The sequence below is a fragment of the Nostocoides jenkinsii Ben 74 genome, from assembly GCF_001046875.1.
In the GTDB taxonomy this organism is placed as follows: domain Bacteria; phylum Actinomycetota; class Actinomycetes; order Actinomycetales; family Dermatophilaceae; genus Nostocoides_A; species Nostocoides_A jenkinsii.
In genome coordinates this window covers 3,391,908-3,410,844 of the sequence record NZ_HF571038.1, presented here as the reverse complement: position 1 = coordinate 3,410,844, position 18,937 = coordinate 3,391,908, and the positions used below count along the sequence as shown (strand labels likewise).

Annotated in this window: 18 protein-coding genes; 5 read left to right on the top strand and 13 right to left on the bottom strand. The window is 68.6% G+C overall.

Annotation, left to right across the window (positions count from 1 at the left end; all coding sequences use genetic code 11):
- The 8 genes from BN13_RS16260 to BN13_RS16225 form a co-directional block, all read right to left on the bottom strand.
- A partial coding sequence (locus tag BN13_RS16260) for a protein kinase domain-containing protein (RefSeq protein WP_048548223.1) occupies positions 1-760 on the bottom strand: 760 nt, incomplete at its 3' end.
- Positions 757-2,214, bottom strand: a complete 1,458-nt coding sequence (locus BN13_RS16255) for a peptidoglycan D,D-transpeptidase FtsI family protein (protein ID WP_048548222.1) — start codon at positions 2,212-2,214, stop codon at positions 757-759. The genes BN13_RS16260 and BN13_RS16255, both read right to left, overlap by 4 nt.
- On the bottom strand, positions 2,211-3,578 hold the full coding sequence (locus BN13_RS16250) for an FtsW/RodA/SpoVE family cell cycle protein (RefSeq protein WP_048549318.1): 1,368 nt from the start codon (positions 3,576-3,578) through the stop codon (positions 2,211-2,213). Before BN13_RS16250 ends, BN13_RS16255 begins: the two co-directional genes overlap by 4 nt.
- The gene (locus BN13_RS16245; RefSeq protein ID WP_048548221.1) at positions 3,575-5,023 is read right to left on the bottom strand and encodes a PP2C family protein-serine/threonine phosphatase; all 1,449 of its coding nucleotides are present in this window, start codon (positions 5,021-5,023) and stop codon (positions 3,575-3,577) included. Before BN13_RS16245 ends, BN13_RS16250 begins: the two co-directional genes overlap by 4 nt.
- A 4-nt stretch (positions 5,024-5,027) precedes the next feature.
- Positions 5,028-5,516: an FHA domain-containing protein FhaB/FipA gene (locus BN13_RS16240; protein ID WP_048548220.1), complete on the bottom strand. Its 489-nt coding sequence runs from the start codon at positions 5,514-5,516 to the stop codon at positions 5,028-5,030.
- 10 nt (positions 5,517-5,526) lie between these two features.
- A complete protein-coding gene (locus BN13_RS16235) occupies positions 5,527-6,522 on the bottom strand; it encodes an FhaA domain-containing protein (protein ID WP_048548219.1) in 996 nt (331 codons plus the stop codon).
- A gap of 82 nt (positions 6,523-6,604) precedes the next feature.
- A complete protein-coding gene (locus BN13_RS16230) occupies positions 6,605-7,663 on the bottom strand; it encodes an ABC transporter permease (RefSeq protein ID WP_048548218.1) in 1,059 nt (352 codons plus the stop codon).
- Positions 7,660-8,562, bottom strand: a complete 903-nt coding sequence (locus tag BN13_RS16225) for an ABC transporter ATP-binding protein (RefSeq protein ID WP_048548217.1) — start codon at positions 8,560-8,562, stop codon at positions 7,660-7,662. Before BN13_RS16225 ends, BN13_RS16230 begins: the two co-directional genes overlap by 4 nt.
- A 103-nt stretch (positions 8,563-8,665) precedes the next feature.
- Between BN13_RS16225 and BN13_RS16220 the strand changes: the two genes are divergently transcribed.
- The 5 genes from BN13_RS16220 (at position 8,666) to BN13_RS16200 (ending at position 15,283) form a co-directional block, all read left to right on the top strand.
- A complete protein-coding gene (locus BN13_RS16220) occupies positions 8,666-9,889 on the top strand; it encodes an ATP-grasp domain-containing protein (protein WP_048548216.1) in 1,224 nt (407 codons plus the stop codon).
- A 15-nt stretch (positions 9,890-9,904) separates the two neighbouring features.
- Entirely contained in the window at positions 9,905-10,843 is a 939-nt protein-coding gene (locus BN13_RS16215) for a type 1 glutamine amidotransferase family protein (protein WP_048548215.1), read from the top strand.
- The gene (locus BN13_RS16210) at positions 10,843-11,988 is read left to right on the top strand and encodes an alpha/beta hydrolase-fold protein (RefSeq protein WP_048548214.1); all 1,146 of its coding nucleotides are present in this window, start codon (positions 10,843-10,845) and stop codon (positions 11,986-11,988) included. Before BN13_RS16215 ends, BN13_RS16210 begins: the two co-directional genes overlap by 1 nt.
- 43 nt (positions 11,989-12,031) lie before the next feature.
- On the top strand, positions 12,032-13,381 hold the full coding sequence (locus tag BN13_RS16205) for a M20/M25/M40 family metallo-hydrolase (RefSeq protein ID WP_048548213.1): 1,350 nt from the start codon (positions 12,032-12,034) through the stop codon (positions 13,379-13,381).
- Between the two features lie 81 nt (positions 13,382-13,462).
- Complete coding sequence (locus BN13_RS16200; protein WP_162199984.1) at positions 13,463-15,283, top strand: DUF2207 domain-containing protein; 1,821 nt, start codon at positions 13,463-13,465, stop codon at positions 15,281-15,283.
- A 109-nt stretch (positions 15,284-15,392) separates the two neighbouring features.
- Here BN13_RS16200 and BN13_RS16195 read toward each other — a convergent pair whose 3' ends face one another.
- The 5 genes from BN13_RS16195 to BN13_RS16175 form a co-directional block, all read right to left on the bottom strand.
- A complete protein-coding gene (locus tag BN13_RS16195) occupies positions 15,393-15,986 on the bottom strand; it encodes a carboxymuconolactone decarboxylase family protein (RefSeq protein ID WP_048548211.1) in 594 nt (197 codons plus the stop codon).
- Between the two features lie 9 nt (positions 15,987-15,995).
- Positions 15,996-16,355 carry a DsrE family protein gene (locus BN13_RS16190; RefSeq protein WP_048548210.1) on the bottom strand — a complete coding sequence of 120 codons (360 nt, stop codon included), beginning with the start codon at positions 16,353-16,355 and terminating at the stop codon, positions 15,996-15,998.
- Positions 16,356-16,544: 189 nt separating this feature from the next.
- A complete protein-coding gene (locus tag BN13_RS16185; protein ID WP_048548209.1) occupies positions 16,545-17,348 on the bottom strand; it encodes a hypothetical protein in 804 nt (267 codons plus the stop codon).
- A gap of 62 nt (positions 17,349-17,410) precedes the next feature.
- Positions 17,411-17,824 (bottom strand): VOC family protein, encoded by a 414-nt coding sequence (locus BN13_RS16180; protein WP_048548208.1) that lies wholly within the window; start codon positions 17,822-17,824, stop codon positions 17,411-17,413.
- Complete coding sequence (locus tag BN13_RS16175) at positions 17,821-18,870, bottom strand: IS30 family transposase (RefSeq protein WP_235433932.1); 1,050 nt, start codon at positions 18,868-18,870, stop codon at positions 17,821-17,823. Before BN13_RS16175 ends, BN13_RS16180 begins: the two co-directional genes overlap by 4 nt.
- Between the last annotated feature and the right edge of the window lie 67 nt (positions 18,871-18,937).

Here is an 18,937-nt window from a genome sequence, read left to right as displayed (position 1 = left end):
CGAGCGCGTCCGGCACCGCCGGGTTGAGCGACGACGGCAGCGGCGGTGGCTTCGTCACGTGTTGATAGGTCAGCGACACTGGCTCGCCGACGAAGGGGGTGCGACCGGTCAGGAGCTCGAACAGCAGGCACCCCGCCGAATACAGGTCGGAGCGCGAATCGACGGTCTGCCCCTCCGCCTGCTCCGGGGAGATGTACTGAGCGGTCCCGAGGACGGACGACGTCTGCGTCATCGTCGCCTGCGCGTCAGCCATCGCGCGAGCGATGCCGAAGTCCATGACCTTGATGGCGCCGTCGCCGGTGATCATCACATTGGCGGGCTTGATGTCGCGGTGGACCATGCCCTTCGTGTGGCTGTAGTCGAGGGCACCGAGGACGCCCTCGGTGATCCGGGCGGCCTCGTTGGCGCTCAACGTGCCGCGCTCGGACAGCACCTGGCGCAGGGTGAGGCCGTCGACGAACTCCATCACGATGTAGGGGATGGCCACCTCGGCGCCGCCGCTCTCGCGCTGGCGCTCCTCGCCCGAGTCGTAGACCGCCACGATCGCCGGATCGCTCAGTCCGGCGACGGACTGAGCCTCGCGGCGGAACCGGCCGAGGAAGGTGGCGTCCCGCAGGTGGTCGCTGCGCAGGATCTTGAGGGCGACGTCACGCCCGAGGCGGGTGTCATAGCCGTGGTGGACCTCGGCCATACCGCCGCGCCCGATCAACTCGCCGACCTCGTAGCGGCCCCCGAGGAGTTGCGGAATGCGGGAGTTCATCCGTTGATCACCGCCTCCATGACCGCCTTGGCGATCGGGCCCGCGACGGTGCCGCCGCCGGCCTCGCTGCCCGCATCGCCGCCGTCCTCGACAACCACGGCGACGGCGACCTTGGGGTCGTCCGCCGGCGCGAAGGCGGTGAACCACGCGTGCGGGGCCGCGCCGACGCCGTGCTGCGCCGTCCCGGTCTTGCCCGCGACGCTGACGCCCGGGATCTGGGCGGGGGTGCCGGTGCCCGAGGTGACCACATCGACCATCATCGTCGTCAGCGTCTGGGCGGTCTCGGGCGAGATCGCCTCGGACAGTTGCTTGTGGTCGGCCTTCTCGATGATCGTCAGGTCGCTGCTGACGACCCGCTCGACCAGATAGGGCTGCATCAGAATCCCCTCGTTGGCAATTGCCGCGGACACCATGGCCATCTGCATGGGGGTGGCCCGCACTTCGTACTGTCCGATCGCCGACTGCGCCGTCTGCGGCTCGTTGAGCGTCGCCGGAATCGTGCTGGCCGTGACCGGCAGCGGAATGCGCAGCGCCTCCCCGAAGCCGAACTTCGCCGCCTGCGTGCGGAGCGCGTCAGCCCCCAAGGTCATCCCGAGATCGGCGAAGGCGGTGTTGCACGAGATGACCAGTGCGTGATCGAGGGTCGTCTTGTCGTCGGCGCCGCAGGCCTGGTGGTCGTGATTGGCCAGCGGCTCGGTGACCCCTGGCAGGGTCAACTGGGCGGGACCGGGGAGCACCGAATCCTTGGTGTACTTCGCGGTTTCGAGCGCCGCCGCGGCGGTGATCAGCTTGAAGGTCGAGCCGGGGGGATACAGATTGCCCGCGATCGCCCGGTTGATCAACGGTTTCCCGGGGTCGGCCAGCAGGGCATCCCAGGCCTTACCGACGGCCTCGGAGGTGTGCATCGCCAACACATTCGGGTCGTATGCCGGGTGGCTGACCAGCGCGAGCACGGCACCGGTGCGCGGGTCGAGGGCGACCACGGCACCGCGCTGGTTGCCGAGGGCTTCGTCCGCGGCGGCCTGTGCCTTCGGGTTGATCGTGAGTTCCAGCGATGCGCCCGCGGGCTCGCGGCCGGTGAACAGGTCGGAGATGCGGCGATAGAACAACTTGTCGCTACTGCCGGAGAGGAGGGCGTTGTCGGCATACTCCAGGCCGCGGTCGGGCGGCACGGTGAAGGAGTAGAAGCCGGTGATGTGGGGATAGCGGGTGCCCTGCGAATAGACCCGGAGCCACTTCAGCTCGTCCTTGACCGGGCGGGAGGAGGCGATGGGGTCGCCGGCGACGAGGATCGCGCCGCGCTCGCGATTGAAGTTGGTCAGGTCGGTGCGGCGATTGGCCGGCAGGGCATTGATCGCCTTGGCGTCGACGAACTGGATCCAGGTGCTGGAGATGAGCAGCGTGGCGAACAACAGGGCCGCGAGCATCGCGAGCCGGCGGATCGGGGCGTTCATCGCACCACCGCCTGGAGGCTGCCGGTCGTCGCGTCCTCGATGATCGGTTGGCGAGCCTGGTCGCTGATCCGCAACAGGAGCGCGATCAGCGTCCAGTTGGCCAGCAGGCTGGATCCGCCCTGGGACAGGAATGGCATGGTCAGGCCGGTCAGGGGGATGACCCGGGTGACCCCGCCGACGACGACAAAGCACTGCAGGGCGATCGAGAACGACAACCCGGCCGCGAGCAACTTGCCGAAGCCGTCGCGGACCCCGATGGCGGTCCGGAAGCCGCGCTCGACCAGCAGGACATAGAGCATGAGGATGGCGACCAGGCCGATCAGGCCGAGCTCTTCACCGAACGAGGCGACGATGAAGTCGGACTCCGCCCACGGGGTGAGGTCGGGGCGGCCCTGACCCAGGCCGTTGCCGAGCATTCCGCCCGAGGCCATCCCCATCAGGCCGGTCGCGAGTTGGGTGGAGATGGCCTTGGCCTCGGCGGAGAACGGATGCAGCCACAAGGTCACGCGCTCCTGGACGTGCGTGAACACGTGGAAGGCGGCATACGCCCCCGCGGCGGCCAGGATCAGGCCGATGGCGATCCAGGAGGTGCGCTCGGTCGCGACATAGAGCATGGCGACGAAGAGGCCGAAGAACAGCAGGGCCGAGCCGAGGTCCTTCTGCGAGGCCAGCACCGCGAGGCTGAGCAGCCACATCAGCAGGATGGGTCCGAGATCGCGCCCACGCGGCATCGTGACCCCGAGGATTTTGCGTCCGGCGATCGACAGGGCATCTCGCGTCTGCACGAGATAGCCGGCAAAGAAGATCGCCAGCATGAGCTTGGCGACCTCGCCCGGCTGGAAGGAGAACGGCCCGATCCCGATCCAGATCTGGGCCCCGTTGATCTCGCGGCCGATCCAGGGCGCCCGCGGCAGCAGGAGCAGCGCGAGGCCCGCGGCGCCGGTGAGATAGGTGTAGCGGCGCAGCATCCGGTGATCGCGCAGCCACAGCAGGACGACCACGGCCATGACCACCGCGAGTGTGCTCCAGGTGAGCTGCCGCATCGCCATCCCCGCCGTTGCGCTCGTCTCCGGGCGGGCGAGTTCGATGCGGTGGATCATCACCAGCCCGAGCCCGTTGAGGAGGGTGGCGATGGGCAGGAGGAGTGGATCGGCATACGAGACGCGGAATCGCAGCACGAGATGGAAGGCGATCGCGATAGCCAGCAGCCCGCCCGCCTGGGTGAGCAGCCCGGCGGGGACGGCATCGTGCACGGCGGCTTCGACACTGACATACGCGAGCACCACGATCCCCACCGCGAAGAGCAGCAGGAGCAACTCGACATTGCGGCCGCGGCGCGGGCGGAGCGAGGTTATGGCGCTCATCGGCTCGTCCCCGAGGGGGTGGGTGTGGACGTGCTCGACGATCGTGGCGGCCGGGTCGTGGAGGTCGTGGAGGTGGAGGACGCGGTCGATGACGAGGAGGCGGACTTGGACGGGGTCGAGGAGGTGGAGGTCGCGGTGGCGCTCGTCGTGCTCGAGGTGGTCGAGGACTGCGCCGTGACGGGACCGGCGCCGCACGTGGTGTTGCGCGCGCGGGCGGCCACACATGCCTGGGCTTGATCGCGCAGCTCGGCGACGCGGGCGTCGGCATCGGCCCGGTCGTTGGCGGTGACGCCGTTTTGGACGATGACCCGGTAGGTCTCCGGCAAGTCCGCCACGGCGACATCGCTGACGACCACCGCCGTCGACAAGCGCACCGGCCCGAGGTCGTCCTTCACCCCTTGAAAGACGGTGACCTTGCCCTGGGACTCGCCGACGAAGAACTGTTGTTGGGTCCAGGCGAATGCCGCGTAGGCACCCCCCGCGATCACCACGACCAGGGCCGCGATCGCCCCCAACAGCTTGACGAACCGGCCGCGGCGGGTGCTCGGCTTCTCCTCGGCCAGGGTCAGGCGTTCGACCGCCTCACGCTCCTCGTCCAGGCCGAGCTTGCGGGAGAGCTCCGCCGCCTTGGCGGCAGGGGTCTGCCGCAGGGCGCGCGACCCGGCCGGGCTGAGCCGGGCGGCGCCGACGATCTGCGGGGAGACCGACGGAATGTGGCCGCGGGTGAGGTCGACGACATCGGCCACGATGACGGTGACATTGTCGGGGGCCCCGGCTCGCAGGGCGAGCTCGACCAGCGTGTCCGCGGCCTCGTCGGGGGTGCCCGTCGCCAGGATCTCGCCGATCGTCTCGTCGGCGACGAAGCCCGAGAGGCCGTCGGAGCACAGCAGGTAGCGGTCGTCGCGCAACGCCTCACGAGCGCCCACGTCGGGCACATCCCGAGGAGCACCGGTCAGGACGCGGGTCACGAGCGAGCGTTGCGGGTGGGTGCTGGCCTGCTCGGGGGTGATCCGGCCTTGGTCGATGAGCGTCTGGACGAAGGAGTGATCGGTCGTCATCCGCGCCAGCTGGCCGCCGCGCCACAGATAGGCCCGGGAGTCGCCGATGTGGGCCACCAGGAGTTTGTTGCGGGAGCGGAGCAGTGCGGTGACGGTCGTACCCATGCCGGTCAACTCGGCGCGTTCGGCAGCGATGCGTTGGAGATCGCGATTGGCCCGGGCGATGGCGGCCGCCAACTCGTCGGCGGAGTCGCCGCCGCCCGAGGCATCATCGTCGAGTTGCACCAGGTGCCCAATGACGGTCGAGCTGGCGATATCGCCGCCGGCGTGCCCGCCCATCCCGTCGGCGACCACGAGCAGGTGCGGGCCGGCGTAGCCGGAGTCCTGGTTCTCGGAGCGAACCAGGCCGACATCCGACCGGGCGGCGTAGCGGAAGGCGATGGGCACCGGGCTACTTCTGCAACTCGATGGTCGTGCGGCCGATCTGCACCTCGTTGCCCGGGGCGATGCCGACCAACTCCGCGATGCGCTCGCCGTCGACGAACGTGCCATTCGTCGAGCCGAGGTCCTCCACGGCCCAGCCGTCGGGGGTGCGCACGAACGCCGCGTGGCGGCCGGAGGCGAAGTCGTCGTCGAGCACGAGCAGACACTCGGCGTTGCGGCCGATCAGGATGTCGTTGTCGCCGAGCGGGATGCGCGTGCCTTCGAGCGGGCCGGAGGTGACGACGAGATTGCGGGGCCCGCCAGTGGCGGGCTTGCTGCGCCGCTCCCGGCGCGACACGGCCGGGACCGGTGTCGCCGGGGCCGTGTGAGTGGTGATCCGCGAGACCACACGGGTGCCATACAGATCCCCGCGCAGCACCCCGGCAAGGCTGAACACGAAGAGCCACAGCAGGACCAACAGGCCCAGCCGCAGGATCGTCAGAGTGAGTTCGCTCATCGCCGCCGGCTCACCGTCGCCCGGGGTGGAAGACGATCTCGGTCTGGCCGATGCGGATCCGATCACGCGCGTGCAGATGCAGGCTGGTGACGCGCTCGTCGTTGACCCACGTGCCATTGGTTGAGCCCAAGTCGCGGATGTTGGCGACCAGATGCGGGCCGTCGGTGGTCACCCGCACCTCGCTGTGGCGCCGGCTCACATTGGGGTCGTCGATGACGATCTGAGCGCCCGTGTCACGCCCGAGTATGGTGCGCGCGTGAATCAGCGGGTAGCGCTCGCCATTGATCTCCAACCACGGCCGATCGGTGGGCTTCACCGTCTCCGGGCGCGAGGATGCCGGCCGCGGGGGCGGCGTGCGCTTGGTCGACTTGATGACCGGTGCCTGAGTGCGTTCCTTTGGCTGCTCGCGCTCGGATTGCTCGGGGTCGACGCGCGAGGCGCCAGCGCGATCGTCGTTGGCGCGGTCGTCGTCCCCGCGGTCATAGTCCCCGCGTTCATAGTCATAGACCTTGCCGCGGCGTGACTCGGTCTCCGCGCGGCGCCGCTCAGCCTCCGGCCGGCCGAACACCTGCGGGGTCGCGGGCTTCTCGGCCGGGGCGCCCCTGGCCGGACGCCGATCTTCGGCCGACTCGGCTTCATTGAGTGCCTCGGGCGTGATCCGGAAGACCCCCGTCTCCAAGTCCTCGCCGCGCCTGACCGCGACCTCGAACGGCCCCTTCGGCCGGTAGCGCTGGCTCTCGGCGTGCTCGTCCGCCGCCGCCAGCAACTCCTCCCGCAGATCGGCCTCATAGGTCGTCAACCGCGCGTAGTCCGTGGGCGACAACTCGATCGTGTAGCAACTGGGCACCAGCGTGCGACCCTTGGCCAGGGTTTGCGCGCGGTCATCCATCGCCCGACGCACCGCGCTGGCAATCTCGACTGGCTGGACTTCAGCCCGGAACGCCTTGGCGAAGGCGCCATTGATGGCGCGTTCGAGCTTGTGCTCGATCCGCTGCAACCGCCCCATGGCTACCTCCTTCGCCGTGGGGTCGATCGTAACCGGCCCCGCCGACAGCCCTCTTTCAACCGTCGGCAGCCCGCGCGAACGGCTAGTCCTCCCAGCGGAACAATCGGGCCGCGATCAGCCCGAAGACGACGGCGAACCCGAGCAGGGCCGCCATCGGCATCATGGCCGACCCGGGGCCTTCGCCGCGAACCATGGTGTCCAGCAGTCCCTCGTTGAGTTGCCCAAGGGGCAGGAACTTCGAGATCGTCTGAAGCCACGGCGGCGCCTGATCCAGCGGGATGAACGAGCCGGACAAGAAGGCCATCGGCAAAATGATGACGTTGGCGATTCCCGACGCGGCCTCGGCTGTTCGCGAGATGGCGCCGGCGATCAACCCGATCGCCATGAAGGCGAGCGTGGCGCACACCAGCAGCGGGATGGCCATCCACCACGAGCCGCTGAGTTTGAGGTCGAAGAGCCCGACCCCGACCGCCAGGAACACCACCATCTGGACCAGCGCGACGGCCACCGAGACCAGCAGCCGTGAGGCGACCAGAGACTCCGTGCGCACCGGCGTCAGCCGGATGCGACGCAGCAATTTGTTGGTTCGCCAGGTCACGAACGGCATCGCCGCGTTGAAGGTCGCGCCCATCGCCACCGCCCACCCCAGCAGCCCGGGCGCGATGAACTGAATGGGCTTCAGGGAGTTGTCCTCGGCGGCAACGGCGTCGAGGGTGAAGGTCGGCGGCTTGCCCGAGATCGCGACATTGGCCGCGTCCACGAAGGCCCCCAGCGTGCCCTGGACCCGCGCCGCATTGACCTGATCCGCCTGGCTGTAATGCAGGATCACCTCGTTGCCGCGTTGCTCCACGGCCGCATCGACGTCGCCCTTGCGGACGCTCTCCACGGCGGCGGCCGCGTCCGTGGTCTTGGTGACGTCGAAGAGATTGTCGAACTGCGTCTTCGCCTCGGGCGGCAGTTGGTCGATGATCGCGACAGAGCCGATCTGCGTCAGCGTGTTCTTGCTCGCCCCGGCGTCGCGCAACAGGAAGCCGAACAGCAGCAGGAACATCAGCGGGAAAGCCATCAGCCAGAACCAGTTCTGCTTGTCCCGCCAAAAGCCCTTCCACTGGGCCCGGGCCAGGGCCATGAAGCCGTTCATGCGCGGTACTCCCGTCCGGTCAGGGTGAGGAAGACGTCTTCCAAGGTGGCGCTGGTGACCTGAAGGCCGTGGAGCGCATCGCGTTCGGCCAGGGCGGTGAGGACCGGCGACGGTTCGTGCGTCGTCAGTGCCAGCGTCCCGTTGTCGAGACTCGCGCTTTCCACGCCGGGGAGCCGATTCGCCTCCTCCTCGCTCACGGCCCCCTCCGAGAGCAGGATTCGGTATGCCGCGCCGAGGCCCGTGATCAGATTCCGCGGCGTGTCCGTAGTCAGGATCTTCCCGCGGTCGATGATCGCGATCTGGTCGCAGAGGATCTCGGCCTCGTCCATGTAGTGCGTCGTCAACACGACAGTGCGGCCCTCGGCGTTGATCGCGCGCAGGACATCCCAGAGGTTGCGCCGTGCCTGCGGGTCCAAGGCAGCGGTGGGCTCGTCGAGGAAGACGATCTCCGGGTCGTGGATGAGGGAGCACGCGATGGAGAGGCGCTGCTTCTGTCCGCCGGACAGGTCCTCGGTCCGCACCGTCCGCTTGTCTTCCAGTCCGACGAGCTCGATCATGCGATCGATGCGGGTGAGGGGCACGGCATACAACTCCGCGAAGCAGCGAAGCTGTTCCGCCACGGTGAGCCGTTCGAAGAACGCGGAGGCTTGGAGTTGCACGCCAATGCGGGGGAGGAGGGCGCGGTTACGCGGCCATACCTTCTCGCCGAAGATCAGTGCCTCGCCCTCATCGGGTTCCCGAATGCCCTCGATGAGTTCGAGTGTCGTCGTCTTGCCGGCACCATTTGGCCCCAGCAGGCCGAAGAAAGTTCCTTGGGGGACAGCGATATCGACGTGGTCCACGGCTGTGAGGTCCCCGTACCTCTTGACCAGCCCCCGCGTCTCGATGACGTTGGTCATGGCTCGATCCCATCATGATCGCGGTGGCGACGCGAGACGTGACACCCAAGACGCGGGTCGGGGGCGGCGACAGGCGACCTACCGGGGCCATAGGGTCGGGCCCATGAATATCGTCTTTGTCGAGCCGTCCTTCCCCAACAACCAGCGCCGGTTCGTGCTGGCGTTGGCAGCGGTCGGAGCCAATGTCATCGGCATCGGTGAGTCCGAGGAGTGGGCCTTGGACGAGGAGTTGCGCGGGGCGATGTCCGGCTATTACAAGGTCAACAACTGCACGAGCGTGCACGAGATGACTGACGCGGTGCGCTTCATCCAGTCCAAGGTGTGGGTCGACAAACTCGAGGCGACCATCGAGGCCCACACGATGTGCGCGGCGCAGGTGCGCGAGGCTACGGGCATACCCGGCACGTCGGTGCACGCGACTTGGCTGTGCCGGGACAAGCCGTCGATGAAGGCAGCGCTGCGCGAGGTCGGCGTGCCCACGGCGGCCTCCACGGCGGCGGATACCGCGAGCGAGATCTGGGACTTTGCCGCCAAGATCGGCTATCCGTTGATCCTCAAGCCCCGCGCCGGCGCCGGGGCGCAGAACACCATGCGCGTCGACAACGACACGGAGTTGGCCCATGCGATCACGCTGTTCGGCGCCAGCGGCGCCACCTCGATCGCGGTGGAGGAGTTCGTCGAAGGGCACGAGGGGTTCTACGACACCATCTGCGTCGACAACAACGTCGTGCACGACTGGGCCACGCATTACTACCCCAACGTGTTGGAGGCCATGCGCACCCGCTGGATCTCCCCGCAGTTCATCACGACCAACCGCCTCGCGGACTCCTCCTTCTATGGCGAAGTCGCCGAGTTGGGTCGGCGGGTCATCGAGGCCTTCAACATCGGCACGTCGGCGACGCACATGGAGTGGTTCTACGGGCCCAAGGGCCTGCGCTTCTCCGAGATCGGCGCGCGGCCGCCGGGTGTCGGTGCCTGGGATCTCTACTCGGCCGCCAACGACGTCGACATCTATCGCGAGTGGGCGCACGTGCAGACGCACGGCCGCGCCGAGCAGCCGATGACGCGGCGCTATGCGGCCGGGATCGTGGCCCTGCGCCCGGATCGCGACGGCGTCATCACCGGCTACAGCGGCATCGAGGACGTCTACGGGCGGTATGGCGAGTGGATCCTCGACTCCCACTTCCCCCACGTCGGGCACCACACCCAGGCGGTGGAAGCGGGCTACATGGCCAACGCCTACCTGCGGATGCGCCACCCCGACTACGACCGGCTGCGCGAAATGCTGGACGACGTGGGTCGCACTGTCCACGTCTACGGCGGGTGAGGCACGGTCTGTTCCGTGCGCACCATCATCCTTGGGCCGCAACGCTTTACGGTCCGAGCCACCTCCGCTTTGCGCTCGCTGGAGACCTCCGGTCCGGTCGCCGTCATCAACGCCGGCTGGGAGGAGCGTGAGGACGACGTCGGCGAACTCGACGCCGCCCTCGATCACCGGATGCGGGGCCTGCGCCTCTACTACCGGCTCACCGACGTCCTGCGCAAGGATCCGGACTTCGCGGTCGCGGTGACCGCCTTCCGGGGTCGACAGGACGAGTTGAGCGGCCTCTACCGGATCCGGCTCGCCCACGCGATGTCCGGGGTGTATGCCGTGCAGCGGCAAATCCCGCTGCACCCGGCCCGCGCGCGGCACTCCGCGGCATACCGAGCCATGGGGGACGCCATCGCGGGGGTCCGTGCGATCGACGACTGGTATCTGCGGGAGGCGCAGCGGCTCTATCAGGAGATGGAGGTCGAGGGAGGCGTGACCACGAGTGAGGTCATCGCCTGGCATCGGCACGAACTCCGCGAGCTTCACAACGACTGTGTCGCCTGGGTCTTCCCCGGCGGCAATATCCGCACGCTGATGAGCGTGCTGCGGTTGTTCGCCATCTCGGTGCCGCCGGAGGTCCCGGTGATCGCGTGGTCGGCCGGGGCCATGGCGATGACGGAGCGGATCGCGCTCTTCCACGACTTCGGGCCCGAGGGGGCGACCGAGACTGAACTATTTGATCGGGGGCTGGGCCGAGTGCGTGACGTCGTGGTCTTCCCGCACGCGCGGCGGCGGCTGAAGATGGACGACCCGGGGCGGCTCGGCATCCTGGCGACCCGCTTCGAGTCGGCCGATTGCGTGCTGCTCGACGACGGGGTCGTGCTCGACGTCGGGGCGGACGGGCTACTGCCCGATGTCGCGCGGCGCGTGGGCGCCGACGGTCTCGTGCGCACCGGAGAGGATCTGTGATGCGCGGCAAGCTCGCGATCAACCGGCTGCGCGAGCGCCCCGACCTCTCGGCGGAGGTGGTGACGCAGTTCGTGACGAAGTACGCCTCGCCGATCATCGAGGGGCAGCGGGCGACCTTCTTGTTCCGGGGGGAGGCCGACGAGGTCTTCGTGCGCCATCGCGTCGTCGGGCTGCCCGATCCCCTGCCGATGAAGCGGCTCACCGGGACGGATCTGTGGGCGGCGACGGTGGACCTGCCGGCCGGGTCGCGGGTCGAATACCAGTTGGAGGTGCGTCGTGGGGAGCACTATGAGCGGTTCAACGACCCGCTGAACCAGCGGGTGGCGCACTCGCCGATGGGATCGAGTTCGGTGTGTGCCGGCCAGGGCTATCAGGTGCCCGACTGGACCCAGCCCGATCCGGAGGCGCGATCCGGTGAATTGGTGGAGCGCCACATCAAGAGCAAGGCGCTGCGGCGCGACCAGCGGTATCTGCTCTATACGCCGGCGCGCTTCAACACCGTCCTGCGGTATCCCTTGCTGATCGTGCACGACGGCCCCGAGTATGTGCAGTTCGCCGCCATGAAGACCGTGCTGGACAACCTGATTCACCGGCTGGATATCGCGCCGATGATCGTCGCCTTCGTCCCGCCGGGAGACCGGCTGCGCGAGTATCCGAATCACGCGCCGCACGCGCGTTTTCTTGCGCGGGAACTGCTGCCCGAGTTGGAGGCGGCCTATCCGCTCGTGGAGCCTCCGGCCGGGCGGTGCCTGATGGGATCGAGCTTCGGCGGTATCGCCTCGGTCTCGACGGCCTATCGCTATCCCGGGGTGTTCGGTTCGCTGCTGATCCAGTCGGCGTCGTTGGTGTTCACGGACATCGGGCAGGACCACGGCGGTGGGCCGTACTTCGATCCGGTGGTGAAGTTCGTCAACAAGTACCGCGCGAAGCCGACGCGCTTCACCGACCGGATGTATATGTCGTGCGGCATCTATGAGCCGCTGATCACGCCCAATCGGTCGATGGTCTCGGTCTTCCGCGAGGCGGGGATCACCGTGAAGTATGAGGAGAATCGCGACGGCCACAACTGGGACAACTGGCGTGATCGGCTTCAGGCCGGGCTCTCCTGGTTGTATCCGGGGCCGCAGCGGTATGTCTATGAGTAAGCCTTGGGTTTGTCAGGTTGGTTTTTGAGTGAGCGGGGGGCTGATGACTAAGGAACGGCTCGCCGCCGCCATTGCCGACCGTATGCCGCGTGCCCGCGCCGATCTCGCCGCTCTCGTCGCGTGCCGCTCGGTTTTCGACGCCCGCATCGAGGACCCGGCCGAGTGTGCGCGGGCTGCTGAACTGGTGCGGTCGCTGGTGGCGCAGGCCGGGGTGCCCGCGGCGCTGGAAGCGACCCCGGACGGCTCGTCGGCGGTCTGCGGGCGGGTCGCCCGGCCCGGCGCGCCTCGGGTGCTGCTCTATGCCCACCACGACGTGGTGCCCGTCGGCGACGTGGCGGCGTGGTCCTCGGATCCCTGGACGCTCACCGAGCGGGACGGGCGGTGGTATGGCCGTGGCGCCGCCGATTGCAAGGGCAACCTCGTGGCGCTGTTGTTGGCGCTGCAGGCCCTCACGGAGGTCGTCGGGGAGTGGCCGGTCGAAGTGGCGGTGGTCGTCGAAGGATCGGAGGAGCAGTCGGCGGGCGGGATGGCCGAGCTTGCGGCGGCGCGTCCGGATCTCGTCGCGGCCGACGTGATCGTCATGGCCGACACCGGCAACATCGAAGCCGGGCTGCCGACCTTGACGACCTCGCTGCGAGGCACCGGGTCAGTGCGGATCACCGTACGGACGTTGGCCCACGCCGCGCACTCCGGGATGTTCGGTGGCGCCGCCCCGGACGCCCTGCAGGCGCTGCTGACGACGCTCGCCTCGCTCCGCTCCCCGTCGGGCGAGACGACCATCGACGGACTGGACGCGAGCGGGGTGTGGCCGGGCGCGGCATACGACCTGGGGCGGTTCCGGGAGGACGCCGCCCTGCTGGCCGGGGTCGATCCGGTCGGGGATGGCGCCATCGGCGACCTGCTCTGGGCCCGTCCCGCCGCGACCGTGCTGGCCATCGACGCGCCGGCGACGGCCCGGGTGACGGCCGCCGTGCAGGGGGAGGCGTCCGCGATCGTCAACCTCCGGGTCCCCGCCACGATGGATCCCGCTGTGGCACAACGATGTCTGGTGGAGCACCTGCGCGCGCACACGCCATACGGCCTGGTCGAGATCGAGCCGCTCACCCTGGGTCGGGGGTTCGCGGCCCGGACGGACGGACCGGCATATGCGGCGATGCGCGCGGCGATGGCCGCCGCCTACGGGCGGGAGGCGGTGGAGACGGGCCAGGGCGGCTCGATCCCCCTGACCGTCGCGCTCGCCGAGCTGCACCCGGACGCCGAGATCATGCTGCTGGGCGTCGAGGAGCCCGCCTCCCGCATCCACGCCACCGACGAATCCGTCGACCCCGCCGAGATCGCCCGCCTCGCCCTCGCCCTCGCGCTGTTCCTGACCGGTTTGACTAACTTGTGCTGAGTTGCCCGTCGGAACCCGCCGCGCGGCGCCGACGTCCATGACATCGTGGAGCGTGATCGGTCACCGTCCAAAGGGGGAGACGTGAAACGAGGCGTATGCCGCGTGGCCGGCCTGGTCCTAGCCGCGCTCGTCGTGCTCGGCTGGGCAGCGCCCGCCCAGGCGGAGTCGGGCGACGCAGTCAGCCATTTCGCCATCGAGTATCTGATCCGGCCCGACGGCTCGATCGACGTCACCGAGCGCATCGACTACCAGTTCGCCAGCACCGGCCGGCACGGGATCTATCGCGAACTCATCACCCGGCAGCCGTTCGGCGACGGCTCGGATCGCGACGTCCGCTATGGCGTCAGCAACCTCCGCGTCACCTCGCCAGATGCACCGGATGACGTCGAAAAGTCCACGCAGCACAAGGGCTTCCGCACCGACTGGATCGAACTCAAGATCGGCGACAAGGACAAGACGATCCCGGGGCGGACTGCGTCCTACGAGATCAGCTACCGCCTGACGGGGGCGCTGCGGACGGTCGACGGCACGCCCGAGCTGTACTGGAATGCCACCGGCAACGATTGGGATGCGGACCTCGACCGCGTCGACATCCGCGTCCGCTCGACGGCGGCTCCGTTGTCGGTGAGCTGCTACCAGGGCGTGGTGGGCTCCGAGGAGCAATGTCAGGGGCGCGTCGCCGACGGTGCGGCCATGGCATCCGCGTCCGAGCTCAAGGCCGGGGAAGGCGTGACCATCTCCGTTCAATTGCCGGCCGGGTCGGTCGAGAACGCGCAACCCGATGTCGTCCCGGCGGGGACCTTCGCGCGCCGAGCGCACCTCGGGCCGGCCACGATCGGCGGCAGCGTTCTGGCCGTCCTGCTTTCCCTGGCCGCCGCCATCGGCATCACCCGAGCCAACCGCGATCGTCGGTATGCCGGTGTCCCGCCCGGTGTCGTCGACCCCAGCGCGCCGGTGGTCATCGACGACATCGACGAGAACGCCATACCCGTGCAGTTCAACCCGCCGGATCTCCCGCCCGCGGTTGGGGGGCGGCTGCTCTCGTCCAGCGCGGCCGGCCGAGGCCCCGCGGCGACGCTCGCCGAGCTCGCGCACCTCGGTGTCATCCGGATCAGCGCCCAGCCCATGGACGGCAAGGAATTCAAGGAGACGGGCGGACTCCAGCGCACGGCGACCCTGGTGGCGCTCGACAAGTTGCCGCCTGTGGACGACGACTACCGGCGGGCGTTCGTAACCGAGGCCCTTGGTCCCACTGGGTCGATGGTTCTGGATGACCCGGACGATGAGGATGCCAAACGCTTCGCGGCGGCGGCGAGCGCGCTGACCAAGGCGATCTCGAAGCGCGAGAGCGACTTCCGGGAGAAGGGCGGCCCCGCGCGCTTCGGGATGTATGCCGTGCTGGCCGCCCTCGTGGCCCTCGCCGTGACCCTCGTGCTGGTCGTGAAGTTCGCCCCGGCGGGCGCGATTTATCTCCTCCCGGGCGGGCTCGTCGCGGCGGGCTTGTTCTATGCGGCGTTCCGTCGTGCCTACGGCTACCGGACGGCACAGGGGCGTGCCCTGACCGATCAGGTCGTCGGCTTCAAGCGCTACATCGCGACGGCGGAGGCCAACCAGTTGCGCTTCGAGGAGGGCCAGGACATCTTCAGCGCCTACCTACCGTGGGCCATCATGTTTGACCTCGCCGACCACTGGCAGCAGGTCTGCGCCGAACTCGCCCGTGAGGGGCGCATCCCGTCTTCGCCTGTCTGGTATGCGGGGCCTGCTTTCTACGACTCCTATCCGACCGGATCGTCCTTCGGTGACTCCCTCTCCACGTCGGTCAGCAACTCGTCCTCGACCGGCAGTTCCGGGTCCGGCTCATCCGGCGGTGGTGGGGGCGGCGGAGGTGGCGGCTCCTGGTGACGGGCGGGCAGCGTCGTCCTCGCGTGTCAGTGGCATTCCTTCAGTACGATGATCGGCGGGCAAGATTCAGGCGGCGTCTGGGCCGCCGATTGTCGTACCGAATTACGGATCACAGAGGCTCGCGACCGCAGGTCAACTCGGAGACGAGGTCGGCGGGCAGGCGCTCGCGGTATGCCGCGTCCGCGCGAGTGCCTGTCGCATCGAGCACGGTGCTGAAGAAGCAGCGGGCCGCGACAGCGAGGATGACATCCACGATGTCCGCGTCGCTCAGCCCGCGTGCTCGGAGCGAAGCGCGCTCGGCGTCGTCAATATCGGGCGCGTCTCGGGCCACGCGTGCGGCGAATGCCGCGATGACGGCGTCCCGATCGGCGATCAAAGACTCGGCGGTAGGCGCCGTCACCGGGCTGGTGGAGGTCCTGCCTGATGATGTAGCGCTGTCAGCTGCAGTGACGTCGGGCCTGTTGCCGTCCGCCGCGGCGAGGACGGCCCGGAGGCCATCGCGATCGGCATAACGCTCGAGCAGCACCTCGCCGTGGGCGAGGCTGCAGTAGGTGCTGCGCAGGGCCCGCGCCGCGGCGACCGTGGCGATCTCGTAGGTGCGATGGTCCATGCCGCCGGAGATGGCCGCCGCGAGGGCGCGCCAGGCGGCATACGCCTCAGGTCGGCCGCCGAAGGCCCGCTCGTAGTTCGGGATGTCGGTCATATCGCGCGGTCAGAAACTGAAGGTGGTCGCGCCGTCGCCGATCCACTCCCAGAGCTGCACGGTCCCGGCCACTTCCGCGTTGGCTACTAGCGTTGAGGCGTCTATCCCCTTGGCCTGCACGCAAACTCCGCAGGCGATGTACCGGCCCCCGGCATCTGCAAAGCGGGCCATCAGCTCGGTCAGCGGCGGGCAGCCGTCGCAGGCCGTAGCGCGGGCGAAGCCGTCGATCGCGAGCCGCACGGCCTCCTTGGTAAGGAAGATCAGTGTGTCGCGTCCACCTTCCGCCGCACCGACGGCGACCAGGAAGGCGACCGTGACTTTCTCTGCGTCCTCAAGACCAGTGGTTAGTGAGATGGCTGCCTTAGACACGGACCCCTCCTGTCCCGGTGTCCGACCCAGGACACTCTTTGACAGGCTAGGTCTCACCGCCGGATTCCGCAGGACTTTGGGCCAAGCCGTCGGAACGGTTTCGCTCACATTTCGACGGGCTGAGTCCGAGGAGTTTGGCCAACTGCTCGCCCATCCCGGCCTGCTCACAATCGGCCGGCCGAGAGGCAATCAGAACTCCTTCCCGTGGTCGTCGAGGAACTGCCGCCACTGCTCATCGCCGAGGTCCAGCGGTTCCGGGGCGGGTCTGGCCCGTCCCGCACGCGCGGGCTCAGTCGGGTGGATGCGGCCCTGCTCGATCCGGTGATGTTGGGTGCCGGTGCCCGGCTGCAGCACGCCCTGCACCGTCACGATCGTGCCGACCAGGCGCGCAGCAGGCACCGGCTCGGCGACATCGGACACGTCGTATGGCGTGCCCTCCCGGTCGCGAACCCGGAACCGAGCGCTGTGCAGATCGGCCATTTCTAACCGCCCCGTGATGGTGGCTGCCTCCACGGGCTCGGTCCGGCTCTGCCGCCACGGCTCGCGGCTCAGCTCGGCGGTCACCAGGCGAGCGGCGTTGCCGTCGGGGAAGCCGACGATGACGGTCGGCCCGAGCTTCGGCAGAACGCGAACCAGCCCGTCGACCGCGTCGGCGATGGGATTGGTGATCCCTGGAGCGCGCCGGTTGGTGATCAGCCCGGCAACGATGCGCGCCATCATGACGTCGGCCCGATCCGCCAGTGGGTCGACCTCCAAGGTGGCGGGGTCGCCAACCTGGAATCGAACCGCCCCCGGACCCTCCCAACTGACCCGGCACAGGCTGAGGCTCTCGACCTGTCGAACCGTCCGGCCGAGGTCGGCAAGGTCAGCGGCCTCCCGAGTGACCCGGTAGAGCAGCGTCTGCCACGCGAGGAGGAACTCGCCAAGCACCGCGGCGTCCACCGCGGACGCCTCGCCGGCCCGCGGAGGGAAACACACGTCATACGTCCGCATTGCACTCCTCTCGTTGTGAACGAAGGGGGTCGAGGCACTCACCCGGGCCCCCGGAAGCCGTGTCAGCTGGGTTGATCGTCGGCCGGGGTGGGGCTGATGTTGAACATCCACTCGATGCCGAATTTGTCCTTGACGTCGCCATAGATGTCGCCCCAGGCTTGCGCGGCCAGGGGCTGGCCGCCGGTGCCGTCCGCGGCGAGCTTGTCGTACCACCCCGTCATCAGGTCGAGCTCGTCGCCCATGAACGCGATGTAGTTGCGGGTGCCATTCCACGTCGCCTCGGCACCCGGCATCGCATCGCTGGCCATGATCGTGATGTGCGGGCCGATCAGGGCCGCGTGCATGGTGCCGTCGGCGGGCATGTCGCTCATCCCGAAGTCGCTGAAGCTCAGGACGCGGAGCTCGCCGCCGAAGATGGATTGGTAATACTCCATCGCCTCGCGGCTGTTGCCCGCGAAGTTCAGGGGCGGTGTCAAGGCGTCGTAGCAACGTGGGGTTGGCCGAGGAGGAGTCGTTCGAAGGATTCGCGGGGGGTGAGGTAGCCCAGGACGGCTCGGGGGCGTTCGTTGAGTTCTTCGGCGATGGAGTTCAGGTAGGGCTGATGGGCGGGGATGTTCTCGCCCTTGGGGATGTACTCACGGATCAGGCCGTTGGTGTTCTCGTTGCTGGGACGCTGCCAGGGGCTGTGTGGATCGGCGAAGTACACCGGCAGGTCGGTGGCGACGGTCAGCGCGGCGTGGCGGGCCATCTCGCTGCCTTGATCCCAAGTCAGCGAGGCGCGCATCATTTCGGGTAGGGCGTTGACGTGCTCGATCAGGACCTCGGCCAGGTCGTCGCTGGACTTGCCGTGATGCAGGGCCACGATCACGGTGTACCGGGACATCCGCTCGACCATGGTGGCTGCAGCGCTGGCGCCGTTCTTGCCGATGATCAGGTCGCCTTCCCAGTGCCCGGGTACCCTCCGCTCGGCGCTGCCGGGGTGTTCGTTCTCCCGGGCGGTGATGGGACGCATCCCCACGATCGGGGCCCCGCGCCTGCTCGATGAGCGGGGCTTTCGCTGGGTGCGCTTGGAGCGCAGGAAGACCCCGTGGCGGACCAGCTCGGCGCGGGGCATGGCGTAAATGAACTGGTAGATCGCCTCGTGCGAAGCCAGCAGGCCACCGGCCGGTAGGGAACCCTTCATGACCTCCACGGTGGCGTCCTCGGCCTCCAACTTCAACCGGCCGGCGATCTGACGGGGCGTGCGAGACTGCCGCAGATCGGCCAACACCCGCTGACCCAGCAGCGGATCGGCGGCCACCTTGCGCGGCTGCGGACGGGCGCGGCGCCGTTGGGCCCGCACGTCGGCGCTGACCACCCGATACCCACACGTCTTGGTGGAGTTCCGGGCAATCTCCCGGGTGATCACTGACCGATCCCGGCCCAGGTCACGCGCGATCCGCGCCGGGCTCCAGCCCGCCTTCAACCCAGCCGAAATCTCCGCCCGGTCCTTGATCGTCAACTGCCGTCTCGTGCCTGCCACCGGTCCAGCCTCCCAGCCTTCAGCCCCGATCCAGTGGAGGCTGTTGCTTGGACGCTATGACCCTGCC